Genomic DNA, 19,638 nt, shown 5'->3' on the forward strand with positions numbered 1-19,638 from the left:
GCTCTTAACGCCGTCTTAATGCCCACGGTGGGTTGATGTTCCGCCGGCTACCTCGGGAGCCGCGTGGCAAGACATTGCATGCAAACCTGTGCCGCAAGGTGACAATGTGCGGATGCGAATACTCGTGGTGGAAGACGATGCGGGCATTGCAAGCGGGCTGCGTACCAATCTGCAGCAGCGCGGCTATGCGGTGGATGTCTGTGATGGCGTTGCCAGCGCATGGAGCGCCTTGCGCACCGAGCGTTTCGACGCCGTGCTGCTAGACCTCGGGCTGGTCGACGGAGATGGCAGCGAACTGCTTCGCCGACTGCGCCTGAGCCCTGCAGGTGAGGCGCAGGCGTCGGTACTCCCCGATCCCGCAACGCCGGTGCTGATCGTGACTGCGCGAGACCAGGTGCACCAGCGCATTGCAGGCTTGGACCTTGGGGCCGATGACTATCTGACCAAACCTTTTAACGTGGACGAGCTGGATGCGCGGCTGCGCGCATTGCTTCGGCGTGCTGCCGGGCGCACGTCGCCCACCATCCGCCATGGCGACATCGAACTGGACCCCGCCGGGCGCACCGTGCGCCAGAAGGGTAAGCCCGTCGATATGTCTCCACGCGAGTTTTCGGTGCTGCTGGTGCTGCTGGAGTCGCGCGGCCGGGTCTTGTCGCGCCAGCAGATTGAAGAGCGCCTGTACAGCTGGGATGCCGCGATCGAGAGCAACGCCGTGGAGGTCCATATCCACCACTTGCGCCGCAAGCTGGGCAGTGCCTGCATCCAGACCATGCGCGGCGTGGGCTACTTCATGCCGCAGGAGGAGCGCTCGTGAACGCCTCCCCAGCCCCGCAGGCGCCGTCCGCGCCCTCACTGCGCAAGCCCTCGCTCACCAGGCAGCTGCTGCTGTGGTCGTTGGGCGCGCTGGCCATTGTGTGGGCGAGTTTTGTGTTCATTGGCTACAAAACCGGCGTGCATGAGGCCGACGAGCTGACCGACGGCCACCTGGCCAGTGTGGCCGCCTTGCTTCTCAACCTGCGTGCCACCGAGGCCATGCACGGCCCGCAGGTCACGCAGCGCGCGCCCACACCCTGGCTCAAGTCCCACGATTACCAACAGTCGATCAGCGTCGTTCAGTGGGATGCGCTGGGCAATTTGCTGACGGTGAGCGGCACTGCGCCCGCCCCCTTGTTCACCGACTCCGAGGGGTTCGCGGATCTGACACTGGGGCCCGATGCCGTGCCGTGGCGCAGCTTTTCGCAGTGGGATGCGGAACGCACCCGCAAGATCATGGTACTGCTGGAACTGCGCGAACGGGACGAGCTGGCCGAGGATATTGCCGAGCAGATGATCGAACCGGGCCTGTGGCTGCTGCCCGTGGTGTCGCTGGCGCTGGGCCTCGCTTTGTGGCGCGGGCTGCGGCCGCTGTATGCGCTTTCGGCCGATGTGGCGGCGCTGGACCCCACCAGCGCACAACGCCTGGCTTCGCGCCACGCATGGAACGAGTTCGAGTCGGTGGTGGCCTCCATCAACACTTTGTTGGACCGGCAGCAAGATGCCATGGTGCGCGAGCGCCGCCTGGCCAACGAGGTGGCCCACGAGTTGCGCACGCCGCTGTCTTCCATTGCCTTGCAGGCCAGTGCGCTGGCAGCGGGCCTGGATGAAGACGCCCGCGCGCAGGCCGTGGCCCGCATCGGGCAGGACGCGCTGCGCGCCGGGCACGTGCTGAGCCAGTTGCTGTCGCTCGCGCGTGCCAGCCGCGCGGAGCTCCATGAAGCCAAGGCGCCGGTCGATCTGTGCGAGGTGGCCCGTGCGGTGTGTGCCGATTACGCGCAGGCGGTCTGGCAGAGGGGCGATGAGATCGCGCTGCAGGCGCCCGCGACGCTCACTGTGCCGGGCCATGCGGTGCTGCTCGACATGGCAGCGCGCAATCTGGTCGAAAACGCGCTCAAGCACACACCAGACGGCACGCGCATCGCTGTACAGCTGGGTGGTGATGAGGCCGTGGGTGCCTGGTTGCAGGTGTGCGACGACGGCGGCAGGGACCGTGCGGACGTGTTGGTGGCGGGAGCCGGTGCTCCGCCGGGAGACAGCCTGCACCTCGGGCACGAAATCCTTCGCCGTGTGGCTGACATCCACGGCGGGCGCTTTGGCCCAGCGCTGGCGCCAGCCCCCTTTACCACCTGCTACCGCTTGGATTTGCCGCGGCCGGCCGTCGCGGGTGCCGGTTAAAATTGCGAGTTACCAAGCGGTTACCGCCGCCGCGCACGGCTTTGAACAGGCCAGACCCGCGCCTTCCTCAACCCTGAACGGACCCAACGATCATGCCCCTCGTCTCGATGCGCGAACTGCTCGACCATGCCGCCGCCAACAGCTATGGCATCCCTGCCTTCAACGTCAACAACCTGGAGCAGGTCCAGGCCGTGATGGCGGCCGCCGACGAAGTGGGCGCGCCCGTCATCCTGCAAGCCAGTGCAGGCGCCCGCAAATACGCCGGCGAGCCTTTCATCAAGCACCTGATCCAGGCGGCCGTCGAAGCCTTTCCCCACATCCCGCTGGTCATGCACCAGGACCACGGCACATCGCCCAAGGTGTGCGCCGGCGCCATCGACCTGGGCTTTGGATCGGTGATGATGGACGGCTCGCTGATGGAAGACGGCAAGACCCCTGCCTCGTTCGAATACAACGTGGACGTGACCCGCAAGGTCGTGGAGATGGCGCACAAGGTGGGCGTGACCGTGGAAGGCGAGCTCGGCTGCCTGGGCAACCTGGAAACCGGCGAAGCCGGTGAGGAAGACGGCATCGGCGCCGAAGGCAAGCTGGACCACAGCCAGATGCTGACCGACCCCGAGGAAGCCGCCGTGTTCGTCAAGGCCACGCAACTCGATGCCCTGGCGATTGCCATCGGCACCAGCCACGGCGCCTACAAGTTCAGCCGCAAGCCCACGGGCGACATCCTGGCGATCAGCCGTGTGAAGGAAATCCACCAGCGCATTCCCAACACCCACCTGGTGATGCACGGTTCCTCGTCCGTGCCCGCCGAGCTGCTGGCCATCATCAACCAATACGGCGGCAAGATGAAGGAAACCTACGGCGTGCCGGTCGAGGAGATCCAGGAAGCCATCAAGTACGGCGTGCGCAAGATCAACATCGACACCGACATCCGCCTGGCGATGACCGGCGCTGTGCGCAAGTTCCTGGCCGAGAACCCCGACAAGTTCGACGCGCGCGAATGGCTCAAGCCCGCACGCGAGGCCGCTAAGCAGGTCTGCAAGGCGCGCTACCTGGAGTTCGGCTGCGAAGGCCAAGGGGCCAAGATCAAGGGCGAAAGCCTGCAGGTGGTGGCCGCCAAGTACGCACGCGGCGAACTGGCGCAAGTGGTGCACTGATCCTCGGTTTTTTTTGCTGGTTCCGATCAGCCTGCCAGCCCAACAGCCCGGCCGCCCGCAGCGACCGGGCTTTTTTATCGCAGGGCCCGTCCTGGGGCGGGTTTACCCGGTGGGTGCAGTGCCCCCCCCGGGCTGGGGAGTTCCCTCTACACCTCGCCTGCGCGACAGGCTGCGGAAATTCTTCATGTAAGCTCGCGGTCAGTTTGCCCGGGGCGGGCGCCGCAGAAAGTGTTTGAACCTTTGTCCATGACGCTGATGATCTCGAAATTCCGGTGGCTTTTGTCCTGTTCCCTGGTGCTGGTGCTGGCGGCGTGTGCCCCTCTCACCGTCCCGCCCAAAGAAGAATTCCCCGCGGGCCGTGCGCGGCTGGTGCTGCCCCCGGGCACATGGCAAGACCTTGGCAGCATCGATGAAACGGTGGGCGGTGTGCCACTGCAAACGCGTTCCGTCGGACTGCGCGGCGCACAAGGCGAATGGATGGCCGTGCTGCGTGTGCAGACCAACCGCGGCGGCGCCCTGAGTGGCGGTGCGCCCTGGTCGGGCGAGTGCCCGCGTGCCCGGGACGTGACCGTGGACGACGCTGCCAAGGAGAGCCCCGTGCGTGCAGACTGCCTGCGTTTCAAGCGCTGGGCCAGCAGCGGCGACTGGCTGCTGAAGAACGAGCCGGAGCTGGCGCGATGGGCCAGCGGCCAGCGCATTTCCTGGTCGCAGCCCTATTCGCACCTGGGCTACCGGTACGCCACGGACCGGGGCGCCCTGGTGGCGGTGGACGCGCTGGTGGACCACCGCCTGTTGCGCCCCAAGACCCAGAACAATGAGGAGTTCCTGACCGCAGGGCGTCCGGCGCTGGCGTGGAGCCATGCCCTGGCCGAGGCCGCGCGGCTGAGCGTGGGCATGGTGGACGGCTATCTGGCCGTGCCGCCCTTTCCATACGCGGAAGCCGCATTGGCCCGGCGATAGCAGCGCGGCCTGTGCCCGGCTCCCACCACAATGACAACCACAGAGCCGGGCCCGCAGGCCGTCAACACCGGGATTCACAGAGGGAGACAACGATGGGCGTGGTCCGGCAGATCCTTGGGCTGAACATCCTCTTTGCCACACGGGCGCGGCCCCTGCGGCAGTGCGGCGCCGCTGCCGCCTTCCAAGCCTGCCCTGCGCACGCAGCGCGCCGTTTGGCCCCGTGCGCCAGAGCAACATTCCGGCCCGCGCGCGAGCGCTCGGTGCGGGATCAGCATGCCGCGACGGCCCGCCGTGCCCCGCCGCACGCCCGGCCACGGCCCCGAGCCGCCTGACGCAGCGCACGCTGCGGACCTGCGCCCAATGCAACGATTCCAACCATCCAAGGAGACAGCCCATGCAGACAAACCCCATCCCGCAGCCCCAGCGCATCGGCGTGCCGAGGGAGACGTTCCCTGGCGAAAAACGCGTTGCCACGGTGCCCGACGTGGTCGAGAAGTTGATCAAGCTGGGCTTCACGGTGGCGGTTGAATCGGGGGCGGGTGACGCGGCCCAGTTCAGCGATGACGCCTACCGCGCCGCCGGGGCAGAGATCATCGACGGCGCTGCCGCCCTCTGGGCCGCATCCGACATCGTGTTCAAGGTGCGGCCGCCCAGTGGCGACGAAGTGGCGCTGATGCGCGAAGGCGGCACGCTCATCGACTTCATCTGGCCCGCGCAGAACCCCGACCTGATGCAGCAGCTGGCCGCCAGAAAGGCCACGGTGCTGGCCATCGACTGCCTGCCGCGCACCCTGTCGCGCGCGCAGAAGATGGACGCGCTCACCTCCACGGCGGGCGTGAGCGGCTACCGCGCGGTCATCGAGGCCGCCAACGCCTTCGGCCGCTTCTTCAACGGCCAGATCACGGCTGCGGGCAAGGTGCCGCCGGCCAAGGTGTTCATCGCCGGGGCCGGTGTGGCGGGCCTCGCGGCCATCGGCACGGCCGCCAACCTGGGCGCCATCGTGCGCGCCAACGACACCCGCGCCGAAGTGGCCGACCAGGTCAAGTCGCTGGGCGGCGAGTTCGTGAAGGTGGACTACGAGGAAGAAGGCTCGGGCGGCGGTGGCTACGCCAAGGTCATGAGCGAAGGCTTCCAGGCCGCGCAGCGCAAGATGTATGCGGAGCAGGCCAAGGAGGCCGACATCATCATCACCACGGCGCTGATCCCCGGCAAGCCCGCACCCAAGCTCATCACGGCCGAGATGGTGCAGAGCATGAAGCCCGGCAGCGTGATCGTGGACATGGCCGCCGAGCAGGGCGGCAACTGCGAGCTGACGGTGCCTGGCGAGGCCGTGGTGCGCCACGGCGTCACCATCGTGGGCTACACCGACCTGGCCTCGCGCCTGGCCAAGCAGTCGTCCACGCTGTATGCCACCAACCTGCTGCGCCTGACGGAAGAACTGTGCAAGGCCAAGGACGGCGTGGCCGTGGTCAACATGGAGGACGACGCGATCCGCGGCCTCACCGTGGTCAAGGACGGTGCCATCACCTGGCCGGCGCCGCCGCTCGCGCAGGCCCCCGTTGCGGCGCCGAAGGCCGCCGCAGCACCCGTCGAGCAGAAGAAGGGCGGCCACGGCAGCAGCGCGCCCTTGCCCGCCAAGACGCTGGCGATCCTCTTCGCCGTCGCGGCAGTCGCTTTCTGGTTCATCGGCGCCTACGCGCCTGCGGCTTTCCTGGGGCACTTCACGGTGTTCGTGCTGGCCTGCTTCATCGGCTACATGGTGGTGTGGAACGTCACGCCGGCGCTGCACACGCCGCTCATGAGCGTGACCAATGCCATCTCCAGCATCATCGCCATCGGCGCGTTGGTGCAGATCGCCCCGCCCGAGGCGGGGGCCAACGGGCGGCCCGACGGGCTCATCCTGTGGCTGGCCTTTGCCGCCATCGTGCTCACCGCCATCAACATGTTCGGCGGCTTTGCGGTCACGCGCCGCATGCTGGCCATGTTCCGCAAGTAAAGACAACGACAAGAACAACGAGGAGCACAGAACATGTCCCAAAGCCTTGCCACCGTGGCCTACCTGGGCGCGGCCATTCTTTTCATCCTGAGCCTGGGCGGGCTCTCCAACCCCGAAACCTCGCGCCGGGGCAACCTTTTCGGCATGATCGGCATGGCGCTGGCCGTGCTGGCCACCGTGTTCGGGCCGCGCGTGAGCAGTGGCGGCATCGCCTGGATCGTTGTGGCGCTGGTCCTCGGCGGCGGCATCGGCCTGTTTGCGGCCCGAATCGTCAAGATGACGCAGATGCCCGAGCTGGTGGCGCTGATGCACAGCCTGGTGGGCCTGGCCGCCTGCCTGGTCGGCTTTGCCAGCTATGTGGACACGTCCATCCAGCTGCAGGGCGCGGAGAAGGCCATCCACGAGGTGGAGATCTACGTCGGCATCCTCATCGGTGCCGTCACCTTCAGCGGCTCGCTGATCGCCTTCGGCAAGCTCAACGGCAAGATCGGCGGCAAGCCGCTGCTGCTGCCGGCGCGGCACTGGCTCAACCTGGCGGCGCTGCTGGTCGTGATCTGGTTCGGCCGCGAATTTTTGCGTGCCGAAACCGTGGAGCAGGGCATGCTGCCGCTGGTGGTGATGACCGTGATCGCGCTGCTGTTCGGCATCCACATGGTCATGGCCATCGGCGGGGCCGACATGCCGGTGGTGGTGTCCATGCTCAACAGCTATTCGGGCTGGGCCGCAGCGGCCACGGGCTTCATGCTCAGCAACGACCTGCTGATCGTGACCGGCGCGCTGGTGGGTTCTTCGGGCGCCATCCTCTCCTACATCATGTGCAACGCGATGAACCGCAACTTCATCAGCGTGATTGCCGGGGGCTTCGGCTCGGGTGCGGGCACGCCAGCCAAGAAGGGCGAGGCCGCAGAGCCCCAGGGCGAGGCGGTGCCCGTGAGCGCCGCGGAAACCGCCGAGCTGCTGCGCGACGCCAAGAGCGTCATCATCGTGCCCGGCTACGGCATGGCGGTGGCCCAGGCACAGCACACCGTCAACGAGATCACCCAGACGCTGCGCGCCAAGGGCGTGACCGTGCGCTTTGGCATCCACCCGGTGGCCGGCCGCATGCCCGGCCACATGAACGTGCTGCTGGCCGAGGCCAAGGTGCCCTACGACATCGTGATGGAGATGGACGAGATCAACGACGACTTTGCCGACACCGACGTGGCGATGGTGATTGGCGCCAATGACATCGTGAACCCCAGCGCCCTCGACGACCCCACCAGCCCCATCGCCGGCATGCCGGTGCTCGAAGTGTGGAAAGCCAAGACCTCCATCGTGATGAAGCGCTCGATGGCGTCGGGCTATGCGGGGGTCGACAACCCTCTGTTCTACAAGGACAACAACCGCATGCTCTTTGGCGATGCCAAGAAAATGCTTGACGAAGTGCTCGCCACGCTCAAGGGCTGACAGGCATAATTCCTCTGCGAAAAAAGCACGACCGTGCTGAAAATGACAGCACGGTTTTCATGACCTCGAAAACCGACCAGGAGACAACGCAAATGACCGACCGCCCGTGGCTGGCTGCCTACCCCCAAGGTGTTCCCGCCGACATCGACACCTCGCAGTACCCCTCTCTCGTGGCCCTGATGGACGAGGCCTTTGCGAAGTACGCCGACCGCGTGGCGTACAGCTTCATGGGCAAGGAGGTGAGCTATGGCCAGACCGACTCGCTGTCGAGCGCCTTTGCGGCCTATCTGCAGAGCCTGGGCCTGGTCAAGGGCGACCGCGTCGCGATCATGATGCCCAACGTGCCGCAGTATCCCGTGGCCGTGGCGGCCATCCTGCGTGCAGGCTTCGTGGTGGTCAACGTGAACCCGCTGTACACCCCGCGCGAGCTGGAGCACCAGCTCAAGGATTCGGGTGCCAAGGCCATCGTGATCATCGAGAACTTTGCCGCCACGCTGCAAAGCTGCATCGCCAACACCCCCGTCAAGCACGTCGTGCTGGCGGCCATGGGCGACCAGTTGGGCCTGCTCAAGGGCGCGCTGGTGAACTACGTGGTGCGCAACGTCAAGAAGATGGTGCCCACCTACGACCTGCCCGGCGCCGTGCGCTTCAACGACGCCGTGGCCCAGGGCACGCGCGGCACGCTCAAGAAGCCCGACATCCGCCCCGACGACATCGCTCTCTTGCAATACACCGGCGGCACCACGGGCGTGAGCAAGGGCGCGGTGCTGCTGCATCGCAACATCCTGGCCAACGTGCTGCAGTCCGAGGCCTGGAACTCGCCCGTGATGAGCAAGGTGCCCGCGGGCGAGCAGCCCACGGCCGTGTGCGCGCTGCCGCTGTACCACATCTTCGCCTTCACCGTGAACATGATGCTGAGCATGCGCACGGGCGGCAAGACCATCCTCATCCCCAACCCGCGCGACCTGCCTGCGGTGCTCAAAGAGCTGTCCAAGCAGACCTTCCACAGCTTCCCGGCCGTGAACACGCTGTTCAATGGCCTGGCCAACCACCCCGACTTCAACACCGTCAACTGGAAGAACCTCAAGGTTTCGGTGGGTGGCGGCATGGCCGTGCAGGGCGCCGTGGCCAAGCTCTGGCTGGACAAGACCGGCTGCCCCATCTGCGAAGGCTACGGCCTGTCCGAAACCAGCCCCTCGGCCAGCTGCAACCCCGTGACAGCCACCGAATACACCGGCACCATCGGCGTGCCGCTGCCCAGCACCTGGATGAAGCTGCTGGACGATGACGGCAACGAGGTCACGGACCTCGGCCAGCCGGGCGAGATCGCCATCAAGGGCCCGCAGGTCATGGCCGGCTACTGGCAGCGCCCGGACGAAACCGCCAAGGTCATGACCGCCGACGGCTTCTTCAAGTCGGGCGACATCGGCACGATGGACGAGCGCGGCTACTTCAAGATCGTGGACCGCAAGAAGGACATGGTGCTGGTCAGCGGCTTCAACGTCTACCCCAACGAGGTGGAGGAAGTGGTGGCCAACTGCCCCGGCGTGCTCGAATGCGCCGTGGTGGGCGTGGCCGACGAGAAGACCGGCGAAGCCGTGAAGCTCGTCATCGTGAAGAAGGACCCCGCGCTGACCGAGGCGCAGGTGAAGGAATTCTGCAAGGCCAACCTCACGGGCTACAAGCAGCCCAAGGTGATCGAGTTCCGCACCGAACTGCCCAAGACCCCCGTGGGCAAGATCCTGCGCCGCGAGCTGCGCGACAAGAAGTGACGCTGGGGGCCGCGCGCCCCGCTTCACCCTCCAGGCGGCCTTGGCCGCCTTTGTTTTGCCGGAAGACCCCATGACCACTGCCATCCTCAGCGCCCTGCCCGAAGAACAGAACACGCTGGTGGCGCGCCTGGCCCATCCGCAGCGCATGACGCACGCCGGGCGGGCTTTCTGGCGCGGCGAACTGGAAGGGCGCGCGGTGGTGCTGGCCTTGTCGGGCATGGGCAAGGTCGCCGCTGCGACGACGTCCACGGCACTGATCGAGCGCTTCGGCGCGGCGCGCATCGTGTTCACGGGCGTGGCGGGCGGCGTGGGAGACGGGGTGAATGTGGGCGATGTGGTGGTGGCCGAGGACTACCTGCAGCACGACATGGACGCCTCGCCGCTGTTTCCGCGCTGGGAGGTGCCGGGCTACGCGCGCAGCAGGCTGCGCTGCGATGCGGCGCTGTCTGCTATTCTTTTGGAAGCTGCCAGGGATTGTGTTTCAAGCGCTGAACGGCGATTTGACCTGCAATCTGTGATTCCCGGCCCGCCGGCAGGGCGCGCGCCGGTGAGCGCGCACCATGGCCTCGTCGTCAGCGGCGACCGGTTTGTCTGCGCTGCCGACGAGGCCCACCGCCTGCGCAGCGCGCTGGTGGACGCAGGCCACGCCGTGCTGGCCGTCGAAATGGAGGGCGCCGCCGTCGCCCAGGTGTGCTATGACTACGGCATCCCCTTCGCGGCCGTCCGCACCATCTCTGACCGCGCCGACGATGCCGCCCATGTGGACTTTCCCCGCTTCGTGCAGGCGGTGGCCAGCCGCTATGCCGAGCAGATGGTGCTGGCGATGATGCAAAAACTATGAAATTGATAGCTGTCAGCGCTTGATGGATAAGCGCTGGAGGCTAATTTGACCAAATATCCAACGCGAATTCGAGCACTGAGCTGATCCTGTGCTGTGCCCTGGCTTCGACAAGCTCAGCCCGAACGGGCGGAGGAGATCGTGAACAGGTTCTTGAAACCGGCGCGCCCCAGATTCCAGCGCCACCGTGGATCGGCTTTGCCGGTCCACCGGAGGCGTCTCCCCCCGGGGGGGAAGGCGCGCAGCGCCTCAGGGGGGCTACTTCAACCAGCCGCGCTTGCGGAAGTACAACATGGGCCCCAGCGCGCTGGTCACCATCAGCGCCAGCGCATAGGGGTAGCCCAGGGCCCAGTCCAGCTCGGGCATGAACTTGAAGTTCATGCCGTAGACGCTGGCGATCAGCGTGGGCGGCAGCAGCGCCACGCTGGCCACCGAGAAGATCTTGATGATCTTGTTCTGGTTGATGTTGATGAAACCGACCGTGGCGTCCATCAAGAAGTTGATCTTGTCGAACAGGAAGGCCGTGTGGCTGTCCAGCGACTCGATGTCGCGCAGGATCTGCCGCGCGTCCTCGAACTGCTCGGAGTTGAGCATCTTGCTGCGCATCATGAAGCTCACCGCGCGGCGCGTGTCCATCACGTTGCGGCGGATGCGGCCGTTCAGGTCTTCCTGGCGGGCGATGGCGGCCAGCACTTCACCGGCGCGCGTGTCGGTCACGTCGCCGGCCAGCACCTGCCGGCTCACCGTTTCCAGCTCGTCGTAGATGTTCTCCAGCGTGTCGGCGGAGTATTCCGCGTCGGCATCGAACAGCTTGAGCAAAACTTCCTTGGCGTCCTCGATCAGTCCGGGTGCCCGCCGGGCGCGCATGCGCAGCAGGCGGAACACGGGCACGTCCTCGTCGTGGATGGAAAACAGCACGCCGCGGCTCTTGAGGTTGGCGTTGTGCTGGTTCAGGATGAAGGCCACGCGCACCGAGCGCGGGTCCTCGTCGTCGTCGATCAGAAAGTCGCTGCGGATGTGCAGCTCGCCGTTGTCCTCTTCGTAGAAGCGGGCGGATTCCTCAATGTCCTCGTCCATCGCATCCTCGGGGATGGACAGGCCGTAGTGCTGCTTGATCCAGCGTTTTTCTTCGAGGGTGGGGGATTCCAGGTCGACCCAGATGGGCTGGAACCGGGTCAGCTCTTCGAGCGACTCGATTTCTTCCTGGAACAGCCGGCCATTGGCGAGCGTGAAGATGTTGAGCATGGGCTCACTCCCTGTTTGTGTGGCGTCTGCGGTGCGGGGGTGGGGTGCTTTCAACCCCTCGACGGCGGGCCGGGGAGCTGAAAGCTACCAACTGGGGTAGGTTTCCAAGGAGCTGTCTCCGTGTGTTGCGGACAAAAAAAGAAAGAACCGGAACGGTGAGGAATCGGCCAGGGCGTCCTGCATGGCCCGCGCCCTCACGGACCGCCGGGCGTTGCGCGGGCCATCCAAATCCCAAGTGGCGGATTATGGCACCGCAGCGCCCGGTGGAGCGCCTCGCACCAGGGCCAGCGCATGGCACAGGTCGGCCCAGGCGGCGGCCTTGCTGTCCTGCGATCGCAGCAGGAACGCCGGGTCGTAAGTGACCACGGCGGGGCGGCCTGCCACCTGGTGGGGCCCGGCGCGCAAGCGGCCCAGCGGCTCCGCGCGCCCGAGCGCGGCGCGCGCGGCCACGTGGCCCAGCACCAGCACCAGGGCCGGCTGCACCTGGGCCACGGTGCCCGCCAGGGCGGCTGCAACGTCTGCAGGGGCGTCGGCCGCAGGGCCGGGCGCCGCCGTGGGCATTGCACCGGGCACGATGCGCTCCAGCGCCGCGAAGTACACGCGCGGGTGCCGGTGCAGCTGCATGGCGCGCAGCATGTTGTCGAGCAGGCGGCCCGCATCGCCCGCCAGCGGGTCGGCAGGGTGGGGGGTCTCGGCCACGATCAGCCAGCCCGCACCCAGCCCGGCAGGCGTTTGGGCCGGGTCGGCGCCGGGGTAGAGCGCCTGCGGTGCGTGCAGCCGGTGGGTGGGCGCTGGGGCACCGGCCACCGTGGGCGCCGCCGGCGCCGGGGCGCGTTGACCTGCGGCTGCCGAGGTGCGTGCAGCAGCGGCTTCGGAAGGGGCTGCAGAAGGGGCTGCAGGTGGCACTGCGGGCTGCAGGGTGCGCGGGGCGGTCGCGGCGACAGGCGCGGCTGCGGCCGCAGCCGGTGCCGGTGCTTCGGCGGCCGTGTCCGGCGGGCCCCACACGGTGATCCCCATTTCTTGCAGCATGGCGCGTTGCCGCGCATCAAGGTGAAGGCTCATACAGGCAGATATTCAAACAGCAGTCCGGCGGCGAGAGGTTTTGGGGGCGTCACAGCGGCAGGCTCATGACCACCGCGTCTTCGCGCTGGCCGTGGTCTGCGGGGTAGTAGCGCTTGCGCTCGCCCACGCGGCGAAAGCCGTGCACCTCGTAGATGTGCCGGGCGCGCAGATTGCTCGCGCGCACCTCCAGCCACAGCCACTGGGCGCCGCGCCCGCGCGACCACAGGGCCAGTGCATCCAGCAGCACGTGGGCCCAGCCCTGGCGCTGGAACTCGGGGGTGACGGTGATGTTGAGCAGGTGCACCTCTTCCACGCCCATCATGGCCACGAAGTAGCCCAGCAGGTGCTCGCCCGCCATCAGCACCTGGGCCTGATAGCCCGAGGCCAGGGCGTCGGTGAAGTTGCCGCGTGTCCAGGGGTGCGAGTAGGCGCGCTGCTCCACGGCCAGCACCGCGTCCAGGCGCGCCAGGGTCATCGTCTCGAAACGCGCCTCGGGCTGCGGGGGCAGCGTGGTGTCGGTGGGCGTGGGCAGGGCGCTCATGCGGGTTGCTCAGGTCTGGCGGGAAATGGCGGCGGGCGCTGCGGCGCGCAGGGCGGCACGCTCGGCCGTGGTCTGCGCCACTTTATCGCGGATGTAGCGCGGCAGCGCATCGCCGGCCGCCATGGCGCCACCGGCAGCCAGCAGTGCGGGGGTCAGGCTCAGCAACGCGGCAGCCGTGGGCCGGGCCAGCACATGGGGCGCACCCGGGGCCAGCCGCCCGCCGTACGCCGCCTGTGCATTGCCTGCCACCGTCCAGCCCTGCGGGGGCTGCACGGTTTCGGGCGCGCCCAGGCCAAAGTCGGCGTCGGTCTGCCAGCGGCCCTCGGCAGGCAGCCATTCGCAACGCGCGTGGTAGACCTCGTCCATGCGCGCATCCAGCACGGCCACCACCTGGGTGCAGCCATGTTCCAGCCGCGCGGCCTCGGCCACGGCCAGCAGCGTGTCCACAGGCAGCACCGGCACGCCCTGGCCGCCCCGGGCGCCAAAGGCCAGCCCCTGCGCCACGGCGCAGGCCGTGCGCAGGCCGGTGAACGAGCCGGGGCCTCTGCCAAAAACGATGGCATCCAGCGTGTCGAACGACAGGCCCGCCTGCGCCAGCAACTGCCGCACCGCCGGGATCAGCGACGCCGAGGCCTGGGCGCCGCCCGGGCCGGTGTGCTCGGCGGTGGCCGCGCCGCACCGCACGGCGATGGAGAGCGTGTCGGTGCTGGTGTCGAAAGCAAGCAGATTCATCGGGGCATCACGGAAGAAGTGGCAGGGGCAGCCTGCGCGGCAGACGGGACCGTGCCCGGGCTGGCGCCTCTGCGCAGCACGCCCAGCAGGATGCCGATGGTGACCAGCAGCAACCCGGCCACCAGGTTCCAGTGCATGGGCTCGTGCAGGAAGACCACCGCCCCGATGGCCGACAGGCCCGGCACCAGCGCCGTGATCATGGTGGAGCGCACGGGGCCGAAGTGCTGGATCATGCGGGTGAAGCTGATGCCCGAGATCACCACCGAGCCGCCGCCCTGGAACGCCATCTGGAAGACGATCTCGCTCCAGGGAGCGGCCGCCAGGTGGCTGGTCACCGCCCCCAGCGCCACCAGCAGCGCATAGGCGGGCAGGTACGCCAGGCAGGCAAAGGCCGTGATGCCGATGGTGGCCTGCACCGCGTCCACCGCATGGCGGCGCGCAAGCACGCTGTAGGTGGCCCAGCAGGCGGCCGCCAGCATGAAGAGCACGTCGCCCTTCCAGACATCGCCGCCCGAGAACGCCGCAAGCAGGCTGCTGCCGCCCACCAGCAGGTCCCCCGCCACGATCAGCGCCAGACCGGCCGCTCGCAGCGGCGTGATGCGGTCGCGCAGCAGCACGGCGGCCAGCAGCGCCGTCCACAGCGGCAGGCTGCCGGGCATGAGCACCGAGGCGTGCGTGGCCGGTGCGTGGAAGAAACCCGAGTACGCCAGCAGCGCATACAGCAGGCCGCCGAAGGTGCCCAGCAGGGCCGTGGTGCGCAGCGGCAGTGGCGAGATGCCCCACAGGCTGGAGGGGGGCGACACGGTGGGCGCGTCGGTGCCTGGAGGGGCTGCGGTGGCGGCGGCGCGGCGCCGCCGCACCATCCACCAGCCCCAGGGGATGAGCACCAGGCTGGCGCCGGTGATGCGCAGCAGTGCGATGTCGAACGGGGTGAGCGTGCGCTGGGCCGAGGCGCGGGCGATCACGATGAAGCCCGTCCAGATGGTGACCGTCACGACAGCCGCCAGCAGGCCCATGGCACGGGGAGATAAACGCATCCGGCGATTATCGGCGGGAGCGCCGCCAGTGCGGGCTCCGGGGCTTTGGGCGCCCGCCGCAGCCGCGGCGCACCGCCGATTCCCCGGATTCCGTGGACTAGACTGCCGGGCATGACATGGTTCTCGACAAACAGGCTGTTTAGAAAGGGCATCTGGCCCGGCGCAGCAGCGGTGGCGCTCGCGCATGCGGTGGCGATGGGGAATGCGGGCATGGCGCATGCGCAGACCCCGGTGCAGCCCCCGGTTCTGCCGCAGGGTCAGCCAGTGGGGCAGCCCCCGGCGCAGCCGGCCGCCCCCGCGTCCGTGGCATTGCCGCCGGAGGTGGAAAGCGCCCTGGCCCGCGCCCGGCTGCCGCGCGATTCGCTGAGCGTGCTGGTGGTGGACGCCCAGGGCACCCCGCGCACCGCGCCGCGCCTTGCGCACCGCGCCCAGGTGCCCGTCAACCCGGCATCGGTGATGAAGCTCGTGACCACCTATGCGGCGCTGGAGCAGCTGGGCCCGGCCTATGTGTGGAACACGCCCGTCTATCTGCAGGGCACGGTGCAGGACGGCAGCCTGCGCGGCAATGTCTACATCCAGGGCCAGGGCGACCCCAAGCTCGTGATGGAGCGCCTGTGGCTGCTGATGCGGCGCCTGCAGGGCCAGGGCATCCAGGTGATCGTGGGCGACATCGTGCTGGACCGCTCGGCGTTCGACGTGCCCGAGCACGACCCCGCACGTTTCGACGGCGAGCCGCTGCGCCCCTACAACGCCGCACCCGATGCGCTGCTGCTCAACTACAAGTCGTCCGTCATGACCTTTGTGCCCGACGCGGCCGCCGGGCTGGCGCGCATCCAGTACGACCCGCCCCTGGCCGGCGTGCAGCGCCAGGCCACGGTGGCCCTGGCGGCGGCCGGCACCGAGTGCGGCGACTGGCGCGGCGGGCTGCGCGCCGAGCTGTCAGACCCCGCGAAGGTCAGCTTCCAGGGCGTGTACCCCGCCGCGTGCGGCGAGCGTGTCTGGCCCGTGGCCGCGGCGGACCCGCGCGGCTTTGCTGCGCGCGCGGTGGAGGGCATGTGGCGCGAGCTGGGCGGCAAGCTCACCGGCAGCGTGCGCGAGGGCAAGGTGCCTGCGGGTCTGCGGCCCGCGTTTGTCACCACCTCGCCCACGCTGGCCGAGGTGGTGCGCGACGTGAACAAGCACAGCAACAACGTGATGGCCCAGCACGTCTTCCTGACGCTGGCGCTGCAGAAGCACGGCGTGGCCACGTTTGACGGCGCGCGCGACGTGCTGCGCCAGTGGTGGCTGGCGCGGGTGGGCGATGCCGATGTGCCGCAGGCCGACAACGGCGCAGGCCTGAGCCGCGACGCCCGCCTCACGGCCCAGGCCCTCGGCCGCATGCTGCAGTTGGCCTGGGCCGCGCCGGTGATGCCTGAGCTGGTGGCTTCGCTGCCTATCTCGGGGGTGGACGGCACCCTGCGGCGCAGCCAGAGCCGGGCCGGCACCGCCCACCTCAAGACCGGCAGCCTGCGGGATGTGATGGCCGTCGCGGGCTACGTGCACGCGGCCAGCGGACGCCGCTATGTGCTGGTGGCGGTGGTCAACCACGCCAGCGCCGGCGCGGCGCGGCCGGTGCTCGACAGCCTGATCGACTGGACGGCGCGGGACCTGTAGGCCGCTGAGCCCGACACCCATCGTCACCCTTCACCATCGTCTGCCATGCCCCTCCACGAACTGATCGGCTACCTGGCCGCCAGCCTGACCACCTGCAGCTTTGTGCCGCAGGCGCTGCACACCTTCCGCACGCGCGATGTGCGCGGCATCTCGCTGGGCATGTACAGCGTGTTCACGGCGGGCATCGCGCTGTGGCTGGCCTACGGGCTGGCCCTGTCGGCCTGGCCCATCGTCGCGGCCAATGCCGTCACCCTGGTGCTGGCGGGCGCGATCCTGGGCATGAAGCTGCGCTACGGCAGCCGCAGCGGCCGCTGAGCGCCGCACGGCCCCGGGGCCTGTCGCCTACGTGTCTGCCAGGCGGCCCGCCCAGCGTATTCCCCAATGGATGCTGCACCGCAGGTGCGCGCAGGATGCTGCGTCCTTCACTGACCGAGGTATCCATCCATGAACTATTTCCGCCTTACGTGTGTTGCCGCTGCTGCCGTCCTGCTGGTCGCTTGCGGGGGCTCCGACGACCCGGCGCGCGGCGCGCTGATCGATCAGCCGGCCACGCTGACCACGCTCACTGCCGCGCAGATCGATGCCAGCACCCAGAGCAGCGGGCTGCAGGCCATCAGCGGAAAGGCCAAGTGCGACGTGAAGGTGGTGGCGCTGAACTACGCCACGGTGGGTGCGAAGAGCGGCGAGCACACCAACGCCTCGGGCGTGATGCTGGTGCCCGCAGGCAGCTGCAGCACGGCGTCCGCCCCGCTGGTGGCCTACGCCAAGGGCACCGACGTGCAAAAGCCCCGCACCCTGGCCAATCCGGCGGACAGCGAGACCTTCCTGCTGGCCGCCATGTACGCAGCCCAGGGCTATGCCGTGGTGGCCACGGACTACCTCGGCTTTGCCAAGTCCAACTACAGCTTCCACCCCTATCTGCATGCGGATTCCGAGGCCACCTCGGTCATCGACTCGGTGCGCGCGGCCCGCAACGCAGCGGGCACGGTGGGCGCCAACCTGTCCGGCAAGGTGATGTTCACGGGCTACTCGCAGGGCGGGCACTCGTCCATGGCGGCGCACCGTGCGGCGGAGCGCGACTACGGCACCGAGTTCAACGTGGTGGGCGGCGCCCACCTGGCCGGTCCCTACAACCTGTCGGGCTCGCTGCGCATTCCGGACGCCATCGCCGGCGTGCAGTTCTTCGTGCCCTACCTGGTCACCGCCTGGCAGAAGGTCTATGGCGACGTCTACACCGATGTGCGGACGGTGTTCAAGACCCCCTATTCAGGCTACATCGAGAACCTGCTGCCCAGCGCCACGATGAACTACACCACCCTGGTGACCAGCGGCACCCTGCCCAGCGGCACGCCCAACCAGGCCCGCGACGCGCTGTTCCAGTCCGAGTTCATCACCGGTTCGCAGACCAGCACCACCCACCCCCTGTACCTGACCGCGAAGAAGAACGACCTGCTGGGCTGGACGCCCAAGGCCCGCGTGCTGCTGTGCGGCGGTGCAGGCGACCCCACGGTGCCGCCCGCCGTGCACCAGGCCGTGATGAAGGCCGACTTCGATGCGCGCGGCGTGACCAACGTGACCTCGGTCGATGTGGACGCCATGATCCGGGCCGCCTACGCGCCGGGCGGCGTGGCCCCCACGGACCCGACCTCGGCCGCGTTCGCTACCTACTACGGCGCCTACCACGGCACCTACGAACCCCCGTTCTGCCACGCCCAGGCGCGCGCGATGTTCGAGACGGTCCGTTAAGCGCGCACGCCGGGCTGCCATGGCAGCCCGGCGCGTTCTGCGCACCCGATAAAAAAAGGGCCGCCCGTTGGGGCGGCCCTTTTTGTATGGGCTCAAGCAGAGGCAAAGAGTCGGGCGGCGCCAAGGCCGCGCCTGCATGACGCCTGCTACCAGCGCGCGCGCAGGCGGTCGTAGGCGTAGGTGCCGAACTGGCGCTGCGCCGAAGGCGTGAGGTAGACCCGGTCGGCAAACACGTAGGACGTCTGGCTGGCGTTGGGCAGCAGGGTGGAGGTGTTGCACAGCGAAGAATTGACCTGGTTCGTGCCAATGCCGATGCCGTTGCCAGGGTCCACCGAGGTGCACACGGCGTCCGTGGCGTTGTTGAAGCCGTAGTTGCCCGGCACGCCCGCGTACAGGTTCACGTAATAGGCCAGGTCCACGTACAGCACGTTGGCGCCCAGGTCGACGATGTTCACCAGCAGGCCGTCGTTGAAGCGGCTGCTCGCGTCGGTCAGCAGGGCTTCGCGGCCGATGGCCTTGGCCCAGGGGGTCTTGCTCAGGTCGTAGGTGCCAGCCACCACCACATATTTCGCACCGGCCTGCACCAGGCGGCGCACCTGCGCAGCCAGGTCTTCGCCGGCCTTGCGCGATGCGGCCACCATGGCCTCCTGCGTCATCGTGCCCGCGTTGACGGCGGCCATGCCGACGATCACGTCGCTGATGCCACCGGTCACCAGCACCACGTCGCTCGCGCCAAAGCTGCCGCTGGCCAGGAAGGCATCGATCTGCTCGGCCACCGTGCGCGTGCTGGCGTTGCCGGCCGCGTCCGGCTTGGCCTGCACGCGCGCGTTGCCCACTGCGTAGCTCAAGCCCCCTGCGGACACCGGCGTCAGCGTCTTGCCGTAGTTGGATGCCACTTGCAGCGTCCAGTTGTTGATGCTGCCGTCGTTCACGGTGTAGCGCGAGCCGTTCTGGCCCACGTCGGCATTGGCGTCGCCGAAGGCAATGAAGCGCGCCGGCGTGATGGCCGATTCGGTGGTGCTGGAACCACAGGCCGCGAGCAACGCGGCCGATGCAACTGCGGCGACCATTGCGGTGCGGCGCATCCAATTTGCTGCCATGTATTTCTCCAGAAAAGGTGGCGGGTAGTTTAACGACGCCAAGTCAACGCATGTAAAGCGGCGGGAAGGCTGCGCAGCAGCGCCTCAGAACGTGTTTACGATCTCGCAGGGGATCGCGTTGGAGCGCAATCGGGATGAGTGG

The 19,638-nt window shown here is 68.1% G+C and carries 17 protein-coding genes; 11 read left to right on the forward strand and 6 right to left on the reverse strand.

What is annotated here, in order from left to right:
- Window positions 1-112 precede the first annotated feature (112 nt).
- The 8 genes from ACOQFS_RS17075 (at window position 113) to ACOQFS_RS17110 (ending at window position 10,383) form a co-directional block, all read left to right on the forward strand.
- Entirely contained in the window at window positions 113-814 is a 702-nt protein-coding gene (locus ACOQFS_RS17075; RefSeq protein ID WP_421564023.1) for a response regulator, read from the forward strand.
- Window positions 811-2,211, forward strand: coding sequence for a histidine kinase dimerization/phospho-acceptor domain-containing protein (locus ACOQFS_RS17080; protein WP_421564024.1), 1,401 nt, complete (start codon window positions 811-813; stop codon window positions 2,209-2,211). The genes ACOQFS_RS17075 and ACOQFS_RS17080 overlap by 4 nt, the downstream gene beginning before the upstream one ends.
- Before the next feature lie 92 nt (window positions 2,212-2,303).
- The gene (fba, locus tag ACOQFS_RS17085; RefSeq protein WP_421564025.1) at window positions 2,304-3,368 is read left to right on the forward strand and encodes a class II fructose-bisphosphate aldolase; all 1,065 of its coding nucleotides are present in this window, start codon (window positions 2,304-2,306) and stop codon (window positions 3,366-3,368) included.
- Between the two features lie 246 nt (window positions 3,369-3,614).
- Window positions 3,615-4,328 (forward strand): hypothetical protein, encoded by a 714-nt coding sequence (locus ACOQFS_RS17090; RefSeq protein WP_421564026.1) that lies wholly within the window; start codon window positions 3,615-3,617, stop codon window positions 4,326-4,328.
- Window positions 4,329-4,722: 394 nt separating this feature from the next.
- Window positions 4,723-6,324, forward strand: coding sequence for a Re/Si-specific NAD(P)(+) transhydrogenase subunit alpha (locus ACOQFS_RS17095; RefSeq protein ID WP_421564027.1), 1,602 nt, complete (start codon window positions 4,723-4,725; stop codon window positions 6,322-6,324).
- 33 nt (window positions 6,325-6,357) lie between these two features.
- Window positions 6,358-7,770: a Re/Si-specific NAD(P)(+) transhydrogenase subunit beta gene (gene pntB / locus ACOQFS_RS17100; RefSeq protein WP_421564028.1), complete on the forward strand. Its 1,413-nt coding sequence runs from the start codon at window positions 6,358-6,360 to the stop codon at window positions 7,768-7,770.
- Between the two features lie 92 nt (window positions 7,771-7,862).
- Window positions 7,863-9,542 carry a long-chain-fatty-acid--CoA ligase gene (locus tag ACOQFS_RS17105; RefSeq protein ID WP_421564029.1) on the forward strand — a complete coding sequence of 560 codons (1,680 nt, stop codon included), beginning with the start codon at window positions 7,863-7,865 and terminating at the stop codon, window positions 9,540-9,542.
- A gap of 70 nt (window positions 9,543-9,612) precedes the next feature.
- Entirely contained in the window at window positions 9,613-10,383 is a 771-nt protein-coding gene (locus tag ACOQFS_RS17110; protein ID WP_421564030.1) for a 5'-methylthioadenosine/adenosylhomocysteine nucleosidase, read from the forward strand.
- A gap of 255 nt (window positions 10,384-10,638) precedes the next feature.
- Here the strand turns inward: ACOQFS_RS17110 and corA are convergent, their stop codons facing one another.
- The 5 genes from corA to ACOQFS_RS17135 all read right to left on the reverse strand — a co-directional run bounded on the left by corA (window position 10,639) and on the right by ACOQFS_RS17135 (window position 14,997).
- Window positions 10,639-11,625: a magnesium/cobalt transporter CorA gene (gene corA / locus ACOQFS_RS17115; RefSeq protein ID WP_421564031.1), complete on the reverse strand. Its 987-nt coding sequence runs from the start codon at window positions 11,623-11,625 to the stop codon at window positions 10,639-10,641.
- 243 nt (window positions 11,626-11,868) lie between these two features.
- Complete coding sequence (locus ACOQFS_RS17120; RefSeq protein WP_421564032.1) at window positions 11,869-12,687, reverse strand: uracil-DNA glycosylase family protein; 819 nt, start codon at window positions 12,685-12,687, stop codon at window positions 11,869-11,871.
- Between the two features lie 49 nt (window positions 12,688-12,736).
- Window positions 12,737-13,228, reverse strand: coding sequence for a ribosomal protein S18-alanine N-acetyltransferase (rimI, locus tag ACOQFS_RS17125; RefSeq protein WP_421564033.1), 492 nt, complete (start codon window positions 13,226-13,228; stop codon window positions 12,737-12,739).
- Between the two features lie 9 nt (window positions 13,229-13,237).
- Window positions 13,238-13,960 (reverse strand): tRNA (adenosine(37)-N6)-threonylcarbamoyltransferase complex dimerization subunit type 1 TsaB, encoded by a 723-nt coding sequence (gene tsaB / locus ACOQFS_RS17130; protein WP_421564034.1) that lies wholly within the window; start codon window positions 13,958-13,960, stop codon window positions 13,238-13,240.
- A complete protein-coding gene (locus tag ACOQFS_RS17135) occupies window positions 13,957-14,997 on the reverse strand; it encodes a DMT family transporter (protein WP_421564035.1) in 1,041 nt (346 codons plus the stop codon). Before ACOQFS_RS17135 ends, tsaB begins: the two co-directional genes overlap by 4 nt.
- Window positions 14,998-15,207: 210 nt before the next feature.
- Between ACOQFS_RS17135 and dacB the strand changes: the two genes are divergently transcribed.
- From dacB to ACOQFS_RS17150, 3 genes are all read left to right on the forward strand, one after another.
- Window positions 15,208-16,650, forward strand: coding sequence for a D-alanyl-D-alanine carboxypeptidase/D-alanyl-D-alanine endopeptidase (gene dacB, locus ACOQFS_RS17140; RefSeq protein WP_421564036.1), 1,443 nt, complete (start codon window positions 15,208-15,210; stop codon window positions 16,648-16,650).
- A 45-nt stretch (window positions 16,651-16,695) separates the two neighbouring features.
- Entirely contained in the window at window positions 16,696-16,965 is a 270-nt protein-coding gene (locus tag ACOQFS_RS17145) for a SemiSWEET transporter (protein ID WP_421564037.1), read from the forward strand.
- Between the two features lie 129 nt (window positions 16,966-17,094).
- Window positions 17,095-18,396, forward strand: coding sequence for a lipase family protein (locus ACOQFS_RS17150; RefSeq protein ID WP_421564038.1), 1,302 nt, complete (start codon window positions 17,095-17,097; stop codon window positions 18,394-18,396).
- A 146-nt stretch (window positions 18,397-18,542) separates the two neighbouring features.
- On the opposite strand, the gene ACOQFS_RS17155 is transcribed toward ACOQFS_RS17150, so the two are convergent.
- Window positions 18,543-19,496: an SGNH/GDSL hydrolase family protein gene (locus ACOQFS_RS17155; RefSeq protein ID WP_421564039.1), complete on the reverse strand. Its 954-nt coding sequence runs from the start codon at window positions 19,494-19,496 to the stop codon at window positions 18,543-18,545.
- Window positions 19,497-19,638: the final 142 nt, after the last annotated feature.

Origin of the sequence: Paracidovorax sp. MALMAid1276, assembly GCF_049198005.1 — a bacterium.
Classification (GTDB): domain Bacteria; phylum Pseudomonadota; class Gammaproteobacteria; order Burkholderiales; family Burkholderiaceae_C; genus Acidovorax.

Bases quoted from the DNA above. Each gene is read 5' to 3' on its own strand.
- ACOQFS_RS17075 (WP_421564023.1), top strand. From the start codon at position 113: ATGCGAATACTCGTGGTGGAAGACGATGCGGGCATTGCAAGCGGGCTG.
- fba (WP_421564025.1), top strand. From the start codon at position 2,304: ATGCCCCTCGTCTCGATGCGCGAACTGCTCGACCATGCCGCCGCCAAC.
- ACOQFS_RS17090 (WP_421564026.1), top strand. From the start codon at position 3,615: ATGACGCTGATGATCTCGAAATTCCGGTGGCTTTTGTCCTGTTCCCTG.
- ACOQFS_RS17095 (WP_421564027.1), top strand. From the start codon at position 4,723: ATGCAGACAAACCCCATCCCGCAGCCCCAGCGCATCGGCGTGCCGAGG.
- pntB (WP_421564028.1), top strand. From the start codon at position 6,358: ATGTCCCAAAGCCTTGCCACCGTGGCCTACCTGGGCGCGGCCATTCTT.
- ACOQFS_RS17105 (WP_421564029.1), top strand. From the start codon at position 7,863: ATGACCGACCGCCCGTGGCTGGCTGCCTACCCCCAAGGTGTTCCCGCC.
- ACOQFS_RS17110 (WP_421564030.1), top strand. From the start codon at position 9,613: ATGACCACTGCCATCCTCAGCGCCCTGCCCGAAGAACAGAACACGCTG.
- corA (WP_421564031.1), bottom strand. From the start codon at position 11,625: ATGCTCAACATCTTCACGCTCGCCAATGGCCGGCTGTTCCAGGAAGAA.
- ACOQFS_RS17120 (WP_421564032.1), bottom strand. From the start codon at position 12,687: ATGAGCCTTCACCTTGATGCGCGGCAACGCGCCATGCTGCAAGAAATG.
- rimI (WP_421564033.1), bottom strand. From the start codon at position 13,228: ATGAGCGCCCTGCCCACGCCCACCGACACCACGCTGCCCCCGCAGCCC.
- tsaB (WP_421564034.1), bottom strand. From the start codon at position 13,960: ATGAATCTGCTTGCTTTCGACACCAGCACCGACACGCTCTCCATCGCC.
- ACOQFS_RS17135 (WP_421564035.1), bottom strand. From the start codon at position 14,997: ATGCGTTTATCTCCCCGTGCCATGGGCCTGCTGGCGGCTGTCGTGACG.
- dacB (WP_421564036.1), top strand. From the start codon at position 15,208: ATGGCGCATGCGCAGACCCCGGTGCAGCCCCCGGTTCTGCCGCAGGGT.
- ACOQFS_RS17145 (WP_421564037.1), top strand. From the start codon at position 16,696: ATGCCCCTCCACGAACTGATCGGCTACCTGGCCGCCAGCCTGACCACC.
- ACOQFS_RS17150 (WP_421564038.1), top strand. From the start codon at position 17,095: ATGAACTATTTCCGCCTTACGTGTGTTGCCGCTGCTGCCGTCCTGCTG.
- ACOQFS_RS17155 (WP_421564039.1), bottom strand. From the start codon at position 19,496: ATGGCAGCAAATTGGATGCGCCGCACCGCAATGGTCGCCGCAGTTGCA.